This is a genomic window from Sphingobium sp. B11D3D (assembly GCF_025961755.1).
Classification (GTDB): domain Bacteria; phylum Pseudomonadota; class Alphaproteobacteria; order Sphingomonadales; family Sphingomonadaceae; genus Sphingobium.
This window is the reverse complement of the sequence record NZ_JAOQOG010000001.1, coordinates 1,147,753-1,162,817: the sequence shown is the minus strand read 5'-3', so window position 1 is coordinate 1,162,817 and position 15,065 is coordinate 1,147,753. Positions and strand designations below refer to the sequence as shown.

At 64.4% G+C, this 15,065-nt stretch carries 11 protein-coding genes and 1 tRNA gene; 4 read left to right on the top strand and 8 right to left on the bottom strand.

Annotated elements, in window-relative coordinates:
• The first annotated feature begins 9 nt into the window (after positions 1–9).
• From M2334_RS05475 to M2334_RS05460, 4 genes are all read left to right on the top strand, one after another.
• Positions 10–2,352: an ATP-dependent helicase gene (locus M2334_RS05475; protein WP_264604954.1), complete on the top strand. Its 2,343-nt coding sequence runs from the start codon at positions 10–12 to the stop codon at positions 2,350–2,352.
• A gap of 289 nt (positions 2,353–2,641) precedes the next feature.
• Positions 2,642–3,991, top strand: a complete 1,350-nt coding sequence (locus M2334_RS05470; protein ID WP_264604953.1) for an MFS transporter — start codon at positions 2,642–2,644, stop codon at positions 3,989–3,991.
• 67 nt (positions 3,992–4,058) lie between these two features.
• On the top strand, positions 4,059–4,982 hold the full coding sequence (gene cysK / locus M2334_RS05465) for a cysteine synthase A (RefSeq protein WP_181560261.1): 924 nt from the start codon (positions 4,059–4,061) through the stop codon (positions 4,980–4,982).
• A 177-nt stretch (positions 4,983–5,159) separates the two neighbouring features.
• Positions 5,160–6,572, top strand: a complete 1,413-nt coding sequence (locus M2334_RS05460; RefSeq protein ID WP_264604952.1) for a cell wall hydrolase — start codon at positions 5,160–5,162, stop codon at positions 6,570–6,572.
• A gap of 77 nt (positions 6,573–6,649) precedes the next feature.
• Here the strand turns inward: M2334_RS05460 and M2334_RS05455 are convergent, their stop codons facing one another.
• The 8 genes from M2334_RS05455 to M2334_RS05420 form a co-directional block, all read right to left on the bottom strand.
• Positions 6,650–8,455 (bottom strand): acyl-CoA dehydrogenase C-terminal domain-containing protein, encoded by a 1,806-nt coding sequence (locus M2334_RS05455; protein ID WP_264604951.1) that lies wholly within the window; start codon positions 8,453–8,455, stop codon positions 6,650–6,652.
• 23 nt (positions 8,456–8,478) lie between these two features.
• Positions 8,479–8,913 carry a MerR family transcriptional regulator gene (locus M2334_RS05450; RefSeq protein ID WP_181560264.1) on the bottom strand — a complete coding sequence of 145 codons (435 nt, stop codon included), beginning with the start codon at positions 8,911–8,913 and terminating at the stop codon, positions 8,479–8,481.
• A gap of 111 nt (positions 8,914–9,024) precedes the next feature.
• Positions 9,025–9,414 carry a phosphoribosyl-AMP cyclohydrolase gene (hisI, locus tag M2334_RS05445; RefSeq protein WP_264604950.1) on the bottom strand — a complete coding sequence of 130 codons (390 nt, stop codon included), beginning with the start codon at positions 9,412–9,414 and terminating at the stop codon, positions 9,025–9,027.
• 85 nt (positions 9,415–9,499) lie between these two features.
• Positions 9,500–9,576 (bottom strand) — tRNA-His (locus tag M2334_RS05440).
• 257 nt (positions 9,577–9,833) lie between these two features.
• Positions 9,834–10,106, bottom strand: coding sequence for an HU family DNA-binding protein (locus M2334_RS05435; protein WP_181560266.1), 273 nt, complete (start codon positions 10,104–10,106; stop codon positions 9,834–9,836).
• 253 nt (positions 10,107–10,359) lie between these two features.
• Positions 10,360–12,756: an endopeptidase La gene (gene lon, locus M2334_RS05430; RefSeq protein ID WP_264570936.1), complete on the bottom strand. Its 2,397-nt coding sequence runs from the start codon at positions 12,754–12,756 to the stop codon at positions 10,360–10,362.
• Positions 12,757–12,972: 216 nt separating this feature from the next.
• Positions 12,973–13,296, bottom strand: coding sequence for a YbaB/EbfC family nucleoid-associated protein (locus tag M2334_RS05425; RefSeq protein ID WP_264570937.1), 324 nt, complete (start codon positions 13,294–13,296; stop codon positions 12,973–12,975).
• A complete protein-coding gene (locus M2334_RS05420) occupies positions 13,296–15,059 on the bottom strand; it encodes a DNA polymerase III subunit gamma/tau (protein WP_264594100.1) in 1,764 nt (587 codons plus the stop codon). Before M2334_RS05420 ends, M2334_RS05425 begins: the two co-directional genes overlap by 1 nt.
• Between the last annotated feature and the right edge of the window lie 6 nt (positions 15,060–15,065).

Below are 15,065 nucleotides of genomic sequence, written 5' to 3'. Positions count from 1 at the left end.
GTAATCGGGATGAAGCGGTCGGAACGCACGCCAAGGCCCTTGCCCCAGCCCCACCCGTTCCCTAGTTGTTCGCCTGTGACCGATCCTTTGCCAGCCCCCTCTCCTGCCGACCCGCCTTATATCCAGGGCCTCAATGCGCCGCAGCGCGAGGCTGTGCTGACCACGGAAGGGCCGGTTCTGGTTCTGGCGGGCGCGGGCACGGGCAAGACGGCAGCGCTGACAGCGCGCCTCGCGCATCTGGTGGCGACCCGCCGCGCCTGGCCTTCCGAGATCCTATGCGTCACCTTCACCAACAAGGCCGCGCGCGAGATGCGCGAGCGCGTGGGGCGAATGATCGGCGAAGCGGTCGAGGGCATGCCCTGGCTCGGCACCTTCCACTCCGTCTGCGCCAAGATGCTGCGCCGCCATGCCGAACTGGTCGGGCTGCAGAGCAACTTCACCATTCTCGATACAGACGACCAGTTGCGCCTAATGAAGCAGATCATCGTCGCCGAGGGGATCGATGAGAAGCGCTTCACCGCCCGCGCGCTGGCCGGGCTGATCGACAAATGGAAGAACAAGGGCCTCACCCCCGGCGAAATCGACGCGGGCGAGAGCGAGGCCTTCGCCAATGGCAAGGGCGCGGCGATCTATGCGCTGTATCAGGCCCGCCTGCGCGCGCTCAACGCCTGCGATTTCGGCGATCTGCTGCTGCACATGCTGACGATCTTCAAGACTGATCGCGAGGTGCTCGAGCAATATCAGCAGCGCTTCCGCTACATCATGGTGGACGAGTATCAGGACACCAACACCAGCCAGTATCTCTGGCTGCGGCTGCTCGCCCAGCAGCGCAAGAACATCTGCTGCGTTGGCGATGATGACCAGAGCATCTATAGCTGGCGCGGCGCGGAAGTGGCGAACATCCTGCGCTTCGAGCGCGATTTTCCTGGCGCCGCGATCATCCGGCTGGAGCAGAATTATCGCTCGACGCCGCATATCCTCGCCGCGGCCTCCGGCGTCATCGCGCAGAATGGCGGGCGGCTCGGCAAGACCTTGTGGACGCAGGAGGCCGATGGCGAGAAGCTGCGCGTCATCGGCGTGTGGGACGGGCCGGAAGAGGCCCGCCGCGTCGGTGAGGAAATCGAGTCGCTGGAGCGGCAGGGCGTCGGCGCCGAGAAGATCGCCATCCTCGTGCGCGCCTCCTTCCAGACTCGCGAGTTCGAGGACCGCTTCATCCAGATCGGCCTGCCCTACCGCATCGTCGGCGGCTTCCGCTTTTATGAGCGTGCCGAAATCCGCGATGCGCTGGCATATCTGCGCCTCGTCAACCAGCCGGCGGACGATCTCGCCTTCGAGCGGATCGTCAACGTGCCCAAGCGCGGGCTGGGCGACAAGGCAGTCGAGAAGGTCCACCGCCTCGCGCGCGCCATGCGTGAACCGCTGACCAGCGCGGCCGCACGCATTCTGGACACGGACGAGCTGACACCGCAGGCACGGCGCTCGCTGGGGCGGTTCATCGGCGATCTCGCCCGCTGGCGCGATCTCGCCAATGCGATGAACCACGCCGATCTCGCGCGCCAGATTCTCGACGAGAGCGGTTACACCGCTGCGCTGCAGGCCGAGCGCACCACGGAAGCCAGCGGGCGGCTGGAGAACCTGCAGGAACTCACCCGCGCCATGGAGGAATATGAGACGCTCGGGGCCTTCCTCGAGCATGTCAGCCTCGTCATGGACAATGAGGCGCAGGCCGATGAAGCCAAAGTCACGCTGATGACCATCCATGCCGCCAAGGGACTGGAGTTCGACACCGTGTTCCTGGCGGGCTGGGAGGATGGCCTGTTCCCCTCGCAACGCGCGCTCGATGAGGGCGGCCTTGCCAGCCTGGAGGAAGAGCGTCGGCTGGCTTATGTGGCGATCACCCGTGCCCGCCAGCGCTGCCTGATCCTGCACGCCGCCAACCGGCGGGTCTATGGCCAGTGGACCAGTTCCATCCCCTCGCGCTTCATTGGCGAATTGCCCAAGGAGACGGTGGACGAAGAAAACACCATGTCCGGCGGCGCCAGCCTGTGGCGCGCCAACTGGTCCGAGCGGGACGATCCCTTCGCCAATGTCGCGCGCGGTTCAGGGCGCGGACCAGGCTGGCAACGGGCGCAAAGCCAGTTCGCGCGTGAGCCGACGCGCCTCGTCGAAGCGCGGCAGAGCGCTGTGAGCCTCGGAAACAAGGGTCGCAGCGACGTCAGCCTCGGTACCCGCGTCTTCCACCAGAAGTTCGGCTATGGGACGGTGACCGGCATCGAGGGCAACAAGCTGGAGATCGATTTCGAGCAAGCCGGCGCCAAGCGGGTTCTGGACAGCTTCATCAGCCTCGCCTGAGGTGCGGCATCTCAGGCGGCGCGATTGTGTTCAGGACGCCGCAGGTGCGCCAGGAAAAATGACAAGCTGCTTTATTTCCTGATGACTCATTAACCATGTTTTCTTAGGGCGGAGCTGCGACCCGAAGGGCGCTGGCAGCCCCAGTGCTCAAACTCGGCCCGGCGGAGCGTGGGTTCCTGCCGGGCCTTTTTCGTTCCGCCCAAGCGAAGGCGCGCGGCAATCGAAAATCTTTGCCCTGCGCGCGTTTTGGTCCGTTGCGCCGTCGCCAGCCTTGCGCCAAGGAACATGCATGGTCAGCCCATCTTCTCGCGAGCCTGACGGCACCGCCGGGCGCAAGCCACCGACCCATCCCTTTCAGATCGGCGCCTTCCGCGCCTATCTGATGGTCCGCCTGTCCACGATTCTCGCATCGAACGGCATGGCGCTCATCATCGCATGGGAAGCCTACAACATCGCGCGCCAGACCATGTCTCCCGGGCAGTCGGCGGCGCAGCTCGGGCTGATCGGCCTCATCCAATTCGTCATGGTCTTCGTGCTGACCCCCTTTGCGGGACTCGTCGCGGACAATTATTCGCGCACCCGCATCGCCATGGGCACGCTCTCGCTGCTGCTCTTCTCGGCAGGGATTTTGGCACTTTCCAGCTACGAAGGATGGATCAGCCTGCCGTTGATCTTCGCACTCGCCGCGCTGATCGGCTTTGCCCGCGCTTTCCAGGGGCCAGCGCTCGGCTCCCTGGGCCCGAACATCGTCCCCAAGGACCTTCTGCCCCGCGCCATCGCATTCAGCAGCATGTTCTGGCAGGCCGGCAGCATCGTCGGGCCGGCGATCGCCGGCTACGCCTATGCGTTCAAGCCCTATTTTGCCTACATGTTCAGCAGCGCACTGTTTGGCGTCGCGGTCATTGGCATGATCTTCGTGGGCAAAGTCCCACAAGCGGCCCGCCAGCGCGACCGTCATCCGATCGGCCAGATCATCGATGGCCTCACTTATGTGCGCACCAACCGGCTGGTGTTCGGCGCCATCACGCTCGATCTCTTTGCCGTGCTGCTCGCCGGCACCACAGCGCTTCTGCCGGTCTATGCGCGCGATGTGCTCCATATCGGCTCGCAGGGCCTGGGACATCTTGCCGCAGCGCCCGGCATCGGCGCGGGTCTGACCGCTTTGTTCTTCTCGTTCCGGCCGCTCCGCCACAATGTCGGGCTGAAGATGATGCTGTCCGTCGGCATCTTCGGGTTGGCGACCATCGTCTTCGGGCTCACCGCCTTCATGCCGCAGCAGACCGCTATCATCGTCGCCCTGTTCGCCATGGCGACGTGGGGCAGTGCGGACATGTTCTCGGTGTTCGTCCGCCAGTCGCTGATCCAGCTTCACACCCCCGACGACATGCGCGGCCGCGTAACCAGCGTATCGATGATGACGATTTCCGCCTCGAACGAGCTGGGCGATGCCGAGTCGGGCTTTCTCGCCGCGCTCATCGGGCCGATCGCTGCTGTGATTGCCGGCGGCGTGGGTGCAATCGCCATCACCTTGTGGTGGTCGCGCCTTTTCCCCGAATTGCGGAACGCCCGGACGTTCGATCCGCCCGAGGTTCATTTACGACCTTCCCACGCGGGCGCTGCTCCCGCAAAAGAAGGATAGAGTCCGCCCCTTGCAAATCTCTATCAATTAAGTTTTAATTGATCGATCGCCTTATGGAGGATTGCCCATGAAAGTCTCGTCCATTCTCGAAACGATCGGCGGCACGCCGCACATCCGCTTCAACCGCCTGTTTGGCGATGCGAATGTCTGGATCAAGTCCGAGCGCTCCAACCCCGGCGGATCGATCAAGGACCGCATCGCGCTGGCCATGATCGAGGCTGCAGAAAAGGACGGCAGCCTCAAGCCCGGTGGCGTCATCGTCGAGCCCACCTCGGGCAACACCGGCATTGGTCTTGCCATGGTCGCCGCCGTGAAGGGCTATAAGCTTGTCCTCGTCATGCCCGAGAGCATGAGCCTTGAGCGCCGCCGCCTGATGCTGGCCTATGGTGCCAGCTTCGACCTGACCCCGCGGGAAAAGGGCATGAAGGGCGCCATCGAGCGCGCGCTGGAGATCGTCGCGGCCACGCCGGGTGCGTGGATGCCGCAGCAGTTCGAAAATCCGGCCAATATCGATGTCCATGTCCGCACGACGGCGCAGGAAATCTTCAATGATTTCGCCGATGAGCCGCTGGATGCACTGATCACCGGCGTCGGCACGGGCGGGCACATCACCGGCTGCGCGCAGGTGCTCAAGGCAATGTGGCCGGGCCTCAAGGTCTTTGCCGTGGAACCAACGCTCTCCCCGGTCATCAGCGGCGGCGCGCCCGGCCCGCACCCGATCCAGGGCATCGGTGCCGGTTTCATCCCCGCCAATCTGCACACCGACCTGCTGGACGGCGTGATCCAGGTCGATCCCGCCGATGCCAAGGACTATGCCCGCCGCGCTGCCAGCGAGGAAGGCGTGCTGGTCGGCATCTCCTCCGGCGCGACGCTCGCCGCCATCGCCCAGAAGCTGCCGGAACTGCCCGCCGGCGCCAAGGTGCTTGGCTTCAATTACGACACTGGCGAGCGCTATCTTTCGGTGCCGGACTTCCTGCCCGAAGCCGGCTGATCCGGGCCGACCATCCCGTGCCGGCGAGCCGTTAAGACTTGCCGGCCGGAATTTCCCGTTATGGCACGGCCGTCCCTGTGGCCGGGCGGCTGGCCGTGCCGCTCTTGCCTAACGCGGCCTAAAGGCACACATACCGCCCCTCTCCGGCCGCGCATGGCGGCTTTGGCGGAAGGACGTATGGCAACCAACGGTCTGATTGCGCGAAAATCGGCATTTCCGGCGCTCTCTTCGCGCCAAGGCCGACTCGTGCTGGCTGGCCTGCTGGGGCTGATCCTGACCGGCGCTCTGGCGCTGCTCGCCATCGGCAATCGCCCCAGCGTTACCGCGCTGTCCGGCAGCGAGGCCGTGAGCACAGCTCTGCCCAAGGCACCGGATAACAGCCCCGTGCCCGTCGTCGAGCCGCTGGTGCTCGACGCCTCCCACCCCGATCAGGCGCGGCAGCTGAACGCGCAGATCCCCTTCTCGACCGCGCCCAATCCTGCCGCGCGCCCCTTCACGTTCAAGGGCGACGCGATGGCGCTGGGTCGGGCAACCGACTGTCTCGCCGCCGCGATGATCTATGAAGCCGGCGACGACGCCAAGGGCCAGCGCGCCGTGGGACAGGTCGTGCTCAACCGCCTGCGCCACCCCGCCTTCCCCAAGACGGTGTGCGGCGTGGTCTTTCAAGGGCAGGAGCGGGCCACCGGCTGCCAGTTCACCTTCACTTGCGATGGCGCTATGGCGCGCCGCCCGTCCCAGGCAGCCTGGGATCGCGCTCGGGGCAATGCCATGCGGATGCTCGCTGGCGATGTCTATGCGCCTGTCGGCTACAGCACCCATTATCACACCGACTGGGTGATGCCCTACTGGAGCAAGTCGCTCGACAAGGTCGCGGCGGTCGATACGCACCTGTTCTTCCGCTGGGAGGGCTGGTGGGGCACGCCGCCGGCCTTTGCGCGGAGCCTCAGCATCGCTGCCGAACCTGCCATCGCCAAGCTTGCCGCCTTGTCGCCCGTTCACGCCGATGATGGCGCGCTGGCCGGCACCCTGCCCGGCTCGCTGATCGACGACGCCACCGCACCCGCCCTGCTTGGCGCTGCGGATATCGGCAAGCGCATCGGCCCCGGTCGGCTGGCCGCCATCGAGCCCGGCGGCACGGGCTTTGTGATGACGCTCGATCCGGGCGGTGACCCCGCCCGCTATGCGGACGCCGCCGCGCGCCTGTGCGCCGGGCGCGCGCAGTGTCGCCTGCTGGCCTGGACGAGCGACAAGGCGACGCCGCGCCGCTTCCCGGTCGCGGAAACCAGCCTCGCCTCCATGTCCTTCTCCTATATCCGCATGAAGGACAGCGGCATCGAGCGCACGCTCTACAATTGCGACGAGTTCCGCGACGTGCCGCGCGTCAACTGCATGGTCCGCCGCACGCCGAGCGCACCGGCGCCCAAGCTGCTGGCCGACGAACGCGGGGAAGGCTCGCGGATCAACCTGCCGACCGGCGCCCGCCCGGTTGCCGACATGCAGCGCGGCGAGCTGGTGCCGCTCAAGCCCGGCGATGCCGCGCTGTTCAAGGCGCCGCTGCGGGCTGATGCGCCGGCATCTGCAAAGCCCTGAACCTCAGCCATCGACGTTAAAACGGCTCCCTCTCCGGAGAGAGGAAGCCGCTTCTTGGTCCCACAGGATAGGCCCGATCAGGCTGCCGTCAGGAACGCCTCTGGCGGCAGTTCCATGAGCACCTCGGCACCGCCCTCGATCTTACGACGCAGTGCGCCGGCTTCCGGCATGATGCGCTCGGCGAAGTAGCGCGCCGTCACCAGCTTGGCCTTCATATAGTCGGGATTGCCCGTGCCGGCATTGAGCTGCGCCTGCGCGGCCATCGCCATACGCAGCCACATCATGCCCGTGGCGACGATGCCGGTGATGTGCATATAGGCGTAAGCCGCCGCGCCGGCATTGTTCGGGTTCTGCATGGCATTCTGCATCAGCCACATCGTCGCGGCCTGCAGTTGCTGATTGGCCTTCTCCAGCGCCTCAGCAATAGCAGCCGTCTCGGGCACGGCCTTGCCGGCGGCGACATCCTCGGCGACCATCTTGAACAGCGCCTGCACCGCGCGCCCCCCATTGGCGGGCAGCTTGCGGCCGACCAGATCCATGGCCTGAACGCCATTGGTGCCTTCGTAGATCATGGTGATGCGCGCATCCCGCACCGCCTGCTCCACGCCCCATTCGCGGATGTAGCCATGGCCGCCGAACACCTGTTGCGCGAGCACGGCGACATCGAAGCCCTTGTCCGTGCCATAGCCCTTGATGACCGGGGTGAGCAGCGAGATGATGTCATCCGCCGCCTGACGCTCTTCCTCCGTCGGCGCATATTTGATGAGATCGACCTGCAGCGCGCCCCACAGAACCAGCGCGCGCAGGCCTTCGGTGAGCGCCTTGCACTCCATCAGCATCCGGCGAACATCGGGGTGCACGAACAGCGTGTCGGCGGGCTTGTCCGGCTCGGCAGGCCCCGTGAGCGCACGCCCCTGCCGCCGGTCCATCGCATAATGGACCGCCTGCTGATAAGCCAGCTCACCTTGCGCGAGGCCCTGAAGGCCCACGCCGAGCCGCGCCTGGTTCATCATGATGAACATCGCAGCGAGGCCCTTATTCTCCTCGCCGATCATCCAGCCGGTCGCATCGTCATAGTTCATGACGCAGGTCGCGTTGCCGTGAATGCCCATCTTGTGCTCGATGGAGCCGCAGGTGACGGCGTTATGCGCGCCCAGCGAGCCATCGTCATTGACCATCATCTTGGGGACGAGGAAGAGCGAGATGCCCTTGCTGCCTGCGGGCGCGCCCGGCGTCTTGGCCAGCACGAGGTGGATGATATTCTCGGCCATGCTGTGCTCGCCGGCCGAGATGAAGATCTTGGTGCCGGTGATCTTGTAGCTGCCATCATCCTGCGGCAACGCGCGCGTCTTGATGAGGCCGAGGTCGGTGCCGCAGTGCGGCTCGGTCAGGTTCATGGTGCCGCACCACTGGCCGGAGACCATGTTGGGCACATATTTCTGCTTGAGCGTATCGTCGCCCTTGGCGAGGATCGCGCTGACCGCGGCGCCGGTCAGGCCGTGATACATGTTGAAGCCGTGGTTCGACGCCGTGAAATATTCCTCGGCGGCGATCGCCAGCACGATAGGCAGAGCCTGCCCGCCATATTCCTCCGGCGCATGCAGCGTGGTCCAGCCACCCGCGACGAACTGGTCGAAGGCTTCCTGAAAGCCCGGCGGCGTCGTCACCGTGCCATCGTCATTGCGCTTGCAGCCAATCTGGTCGCCTACGGCATTGAGCGGGCTAAGCACCTCGCTGGCAAACTTGCCGCCCTCTTCGAGAATGGCCTGAACGATATCGCTGGTCGCCGAAGCAAAGCCGGGATTGTTCGTCAGACGCTCCAGCCCGACGATCTCGTTGAGGATGAACATGGTGTCGGCGACGGGCGCCTTGTAGCTGGGCATGGGCCTCTCCGTGGTAGAAAGTCTTAGTTGAGTTCGCCTGACAGGCGCTGATTTTCCTCGACGAGCGCGACGAAATTCTTCAGCTCTTCAATGGCTTCGTCGATATCCTGCCGCTGCCGCTGGAGCAATCCGATCCGCTCCTCGCATTTGGCGACGGTAAATTCGCGCTGGGTGCGCCGACCGTCGCCGGCATCGTACAGGTCGATCATGTCGCGGATTTCGGCCAGGCTGAATCCCACCCGCTTGCCGCGCAAGATCCAGGCGAGCCGCGCGCGATCGCGATGGCTGTAGACCCGCGTCAGGCCCTGCCGGCGCGGCGAGATGAGTTCCTCATCCTCGTAGAAGCGCAGAGCGCGCGGGGTAACTTCGAATTCGTCGCACAGGTCGGAGATCGAAAACTCTTCCCGCCCGTCCCGTTCCGGCTGGGGAATGCCGGCAATCATCTGGAGCTTCGTCATTGCATCCATCCTTCCATGAAGGTCAGACGCACAGTTTACGTTTACGTCAACGGAAAATCAACCCCTCCCCGCCGGTGCTCAGACGGGACTGAGCGACATATCCGTTACCGCTCAATGGGCGTGCGTCTCGTTGTCGATCCATTCGAGCCCGTCATCCGTGACGCGGCGATAGAAGCAACTGACGCGGCCCGTGTGGCAGGCCGGCCCTACGGGCTTGACCAGCAGCCAGATCGCGTCCTGATCGCAATCCATCCGCATGTCGACAATGTGGAGCTCGTTGCCGGACTCCTCGCCCTTGCGCCAGAGCTTGCCCCGGCTGCGGGACCAGAAATGGGCGACGCGCGTTTCGATCGTCGCGGCCAGGGCCTGCGCGTTCATATGCGCCAGCATCAGCAATTCGCCGGTATCGACATTGCTCGCCACGGCTGTGATCAGCCCGTCGCGGTCATAGCGAGGATTGAGCCGTAGCCCTTCCTCCCGATCATCGTCTGCTTTTGCCATGCGGTGCCTATAGGCTGCGCGCGACGGGCTGTCAGCCCCGTGCACGCAGCGCGGCGGCCAGTCATCCAAATCTCGGAGAAGAAAATGGGGCGATCGACGGGATCCGAACCCGCGACCTCTGGTACCACAAACCAGCGCTCTAACCAACTGAGCTACGATCGCCACAGCGTCCATCGACGCTATCGAGAGGCGGCCCATAATGCCCCGGGAGGACCGCCGTCAAGCATAGAGCGCGCCCCTTTCGGGATTAGCACGCTTTTCCCGGCAGACCGGGCATCGTCAGCCTTCACCCCGGCTGAAAATCAAAAAGGCCAGGCAGAGCCCGGCCTTTGCCGACATAGGACGTCGCGTTCCCTGTCGGCGATCCAATCAAGCGGTGCCCCGGCCGGAAAGCGCGGGGCAACGATCGATCGAGTTGATTAGTTGACGGCGTCCTTGAGACCCTTGCCGGCCTTGAACTTCGGCTGGCTGGAAGCCTTGATCGCCATGGTTTCGCCGGTGCGCGGGTTGCGACCGGTCGAGGCCTTGCGCTGCGAAACGGAGAACGTGCCGAAGCCAACGAGGCGAACTTCATCGCCCTTCTTGAGAGCGGCGGTGATCGCGTCGAACACTGCCTCAACAGCCTTGTTCGCATCGGCCTTGGTGAGGCCGCTCTGATCCGCGACCGAACTGATGAGATCCTGCTTGTTCATGCCTTGGGAACCCCCTTCTTGAGAAAACTTGTGGTGGGAATCATGCGACGAAGGCGCGCATAAAGGCTTGCTTCGTCGCAAGTGTCAAAGAGATTTGCGCCTCAAACCCGTTAAAAACCCTGATTTACGCTGTTTTTCACGATGATCGGTCCGGTCCGGGCGACGGACCGGCCCATTTACGACGATCCTTAACCGCCCTTAACTTCAAATCGGGCTGTTTTGGGCATCGGTGTCATGACGATCATCGCGAGACTCAGTGCCGCATCCGCTGCTCATGCTCGGCTGCCGAGCCGATCGGAGGCTGGGCGGCGAGATCATCTTCCTCGGACCAGTCGATCGGTGTCAGCGCCCCCGTGAGAGCGCGAGCAAGCACCTCGTCCACATGGCTCACCGGCACGATTTCAAGGCCTTCCTTGATGTTCGCCGGAATCTCCACCAGGTCCTTCTCATTCTCCTGCGGAATGAGCACGGTCTTGATCCCCCCGCGCAGCGCCGCGAGCAGCTTTTCCTTCAGCCCGCCAATGGGCAAAACCCGGCCGCGCAGCGTCACTTCGCCGGTCATCGCGACATCCTTGTGGACCGGGATGCCGGTCAACGTGGAGACGATGGAGGTCACCATGCCGATGCCAGCGCTCGGCCCATCCTTGGGTACCGCGCCTTCGGGAAGGTGGATGTGAATATCCTTGCGGTTGAAGATGCTCGGCTTGATGCCATAGGCTGGGGCGCGCGCCTTCACATAGGAGAAGGCCGCCTGCACCGACTCGGTCATCACGTCGCCAAGCTTGCCGGTCGTCTTGATCTGACCCTTGCCGGGCACCGTCACCGATTCGATGGTGAGCAGTTCGCCGCCCACTTCCGTCCAGGCAAGGCCGGTGACGGCACCGATCTGGTGCTCTTCCTCGGAAATGCCGTGACGGAATTTCCGCACGCCCGCATAATCGCCCAGATTCTCCGGCGTAATGGTGACGCTGGTTTCCTTGCCCTCGAGGATACGGCGGAGCGCCTTGCGCGCCAGACGCGCAATCTCGCGCTCGAGCGTCCGCACGCCCGCTTCCCGCGTATAATAGCGAATGAGGTCGCGCAGCGCGGCTTCCTCGATGGCAAATTCGCCTTCTTTCAGCCCATGGGCCTCGATCTGCTTTTCGATCAGATGCCGCTGCGCGATCTCCAGCTTTTCGTCCTCGGTGTAACCCTCCAGCCGGATGATCTCCATGCGGTCGAGCAGCGCCTGTGGAAGATTGAGGCTGTTGGCGGTCGTGACGAACATCACATCCGACAGATCGAGGTCGATCTCCAAATAATGGTCCTGGAACTTGCTGTTCTGCTCCGGGTCCAGCACCTCGAGCAGCGCGGAAGCCGGATCACCGCGGAAATCCTGGCCGAGCTTGTCGATCTCGTCGAGCAGCACCAGCGGGTTCATCGCCCCGGCCTTTTTGAGGTTGGACGCGATCTTGCCCGGCATGGAGCCGATATAAGTGCGGCGATGGCCCCGAATCTCGGCCTCGTCCCGCACGCCGCCCAGCGACTGGCGCACGAACTCGCGGCCCGTCGCCTTGGCGATGCTGCGGCCCAGCGAGGTCTTGCCGACACCCGGCGGGCCGACGAGGCACAGGATCGGGCCTTTAAGCTTGTCGGAGCGCGCCTGCACGGCGAGATATTCGATAATCCGGTCCTTGACCTTGTCGAGCGCGAAGTGATCGGCATCCAGCACGTCCTGCGCTTTCACCAGATCCTTCTTGAGCTTGCTCTTCTTGCCCCAGGGCACGCCGAGCAGCGCGTCGAGATAATTGCGGACCACCGTCGCTTCGGCCGACATGGGCTGCATGGAGCGCAGCTTCTTGAGCTCGGCTTCCGCCTTGCTGCGCGCTTCCTTGCTCAGGCGTGTCTTCTTGATCTTCTCGGTCAGCTCGGAAAGCTCATCGCCCTCCTCGCCTTCGCCGCCGCCCAGCTCGCGCTGGATCGCCTTGAGCTGCTCGTTGAGATAATATTCGCGCTGGGTCTTCTCCATCTGGCGCTTCACGCGGCCACGGATTTTCTTCTCGACCTGCAGCACGCCGAGTTCGCCTTCCATGAAGGCAAAGACCATTTCCAGGCGCTTGAGCGGATCACCCTCGACCAGCAGCGACTGCTTGTCGGCGACCTTAACGGCAAGGTTCGCCGCAATGAAATCGGACAGGCGGCCAGCCTCGGTGATCTCGCGCAATTGCGCGGCGGCTTCGGCCGGCAACTTCTTGTTGAGCTTGGCGTAATTCTCGAACTGGTCGGTGACCGAGCGCATCATCGCCTCGACCTCGGCGCCGCCCACGACGATATCGTCCAGCGGCGCAACGGTGGCGACGATATGATCCTCGGCATCCGTCAACGCCGTCAGGGAGGCGCGCTGCTTGCCTTCCACCAGCACGCGGACGTTGCCATCGGGCAGCTTGAGCATCTGCACGATGCTGGCGATGACGCCCATGTCATAAAGCGCTTCCCGGTCCGGATCGTCCTCGCTCGGGTCGAGCTGCGCGACGAGGAAGATGTCCTTGTCGCCCGCCATCGCCTTTTCAAGCGCCGTCACGCTCTTGTCGCGTCCCACGAACAGGGGCACGATCATCTGCGGGAAAACGACGATATCCCGCAGCGGCAAGAGAGGCAGATCAAGATCCATTGTCACTCCAATCCAGCCAGGGGGCCTTACCCCTGAGCCTGCGAACCGCCTTCGTGCAGAAGGGGCCGCTTCACAACCCGGTCGCTTTTCCCGCGCATCGCGAAAAACGATCAATGCATCATATCGTTCAGCCGCGCGCGCATTTCAACGGCGCGAAAAGCTACTGACGGCTGAACTGGTTAAGCGCGGGTAAAAACTATCGCCTTTTTACGCCGATCAGAACGGCATCTTGAAGCCCGGCGGCAGCGGCAGACCAGCCGTCATCTTGCTCATCTGCTCGTTGGCGGCTTCATCCGCCTTGGCGCGCGCATCGTTGAAGGCGGCGACAATCAGGTCTTCCAGCATCGTTTTGTCGGCCGGCACGATCAGGCTCTCATCGACCGAAAGGCCGAGGATACGGCCCTTGGCGCTCGCCCGCACCTTGACCAGTCCGCCGCCGGACGCACCCTCGACCTCGATGTTATCGAGTTCAGCCTGCGCCTTCTGCATTTCCTCCTGCACCCGGCTGGCCATGCCGAGAATGTCGTTGAGGTCCTTCATCAGCCTTCACTCCTATATTGTTCATCTTCCGGGTCCACGAGCCGTGCTCCGGGGAATGCTTCCAGCGCGGCAGCCACGATAGGCGCAGCGCTGATCTGGGCAAGCCGCGCTTCCTTGGCGGCCTGCTCCTGCTCGCGCAGGCTTGGCTGGCCGTGGGCATCCGTCGAGCGGACATCCCAGACCTCGCCTGTCACCTCACGCAACGCCGCCGCTACTTGCCGGGGGAAATCGGCGTCGAGCGGCTGGAGGATGCGGAAGGCCAGCTCCGGCGGAGCATAATGCACAAGGCTCACATAATCATGCAGTTCCGCGCTGAGCCGGGCATGGCGTGCCTTGAGCGCCTCGACCATCGCAGCAAAATCCTTCGGCAGCGCTGGCGTTGCCGCTTCCGGCTCAGACGCGGCTGGCGGCGCGGGCGGCGGCGGAGCGCTTGGGACCGCCTGGGCCGCTTCGCTCAACGTCCCACTGGGCGCAGGGGCCGGCATCGTCGGGCTCGCCTGCCCGCCACCGGCACCGTCGCGGATGAGCCGCGCCAGTTCGGCCGGGTCCGGCATGGCCGAGGCGTGGATCAGCCGCAGCAGCGCCATTTCGCAGGCCGCGTGGGGCCGCGCTGCAGCAGCAACCTCGGCATGGCCCTTGAGCAGCAATTGCCACAGCCGATGCAGCACCGGGAAAGACAATTGCTCTGCCCAGCCGGCAATCGCGCCGCGCTCGGCCTCCGGCATGCGGTCGAGCCCGGCGCCGCGCCCGGCCTTGGCCGTCGTCGCCGCATGGATGAGATCGAGTAAGGCATTCACCGTGGCGAGCGGCTCGACGCCGAGCGCTTCCTGCTCGCCCAATGTCGCCAGCACCGCCGGTGCATCGCCATCGAGAATCTGGTCGAACAGCCGCCGCGTCGCGCCGCGATCAGACAGGCCGAGCATTTCGCGAACCTGATCGGCCTGCACGAAGGGCCGGCCATCCTCGCCGACCCCGGCATGCGCAATCGCCTGATCGAGGATCGACTGGCCATCGCGCGCCGAGCCTTCCGCGGCGGTGGCAATGAGGCGCAGGGCATCGTCCTCGGCGACGACGCCTTCCTTGCCGCAAATCATGCGGAAATTATCGACCAGCAACTCCACCGGGATGCGCCTCAGGTCGAAGCGCTGGCAGCGTGAGAGCACCGTGATCGGCACCTTGTTCACCTCGGTGGTGGCGAACAGGAACTTCACATGTTCGGGCGGCTCCTCAAGAGTCTTGAGCAAGGCATTGAAGGCATTGCGCGAGAGCATGTGCACTTCGTCGATGATGTAGATCTTGAACCGCGCCGAGACGGCTGCATAGCGCACCGCCTCGATGATCTCGCGCACATCGTCGACGCCGGTGTGGCTGGCCGCGTCCATCTCGATCACGTCGATATGGCGCCCCTCGGCAATCGCCTTGCACGGTTCGCAGACGCCGCAGGGATCGATCGTCGGCCCGCCCTGCCCGTCCGGACCGACGCAATTGAGTGCCTTGGCGATCAGCCGCGCGGTGGATGTCTTGCCCACCCCGCGCACGCCGGTCATCAGAAAGGCGTGGGGCAAACGCTCGCGCTTGATCGCATTGGCGAGCGTGCGCACCATCGCTTCCTGGCCGATCAGCTCGGCAAAGGTCTGCGGGCGATAGGCGCGGGCCAGCACGCGATAGGCGGGCGCGTCAGGCGAAGTGATGGGCGCCACAGCCGCTTGCGGCCGGGGCGGTTCGCCAAGGTCGAAGCCCGGATCGTCTGAGGAATCGGTCATTGCGTT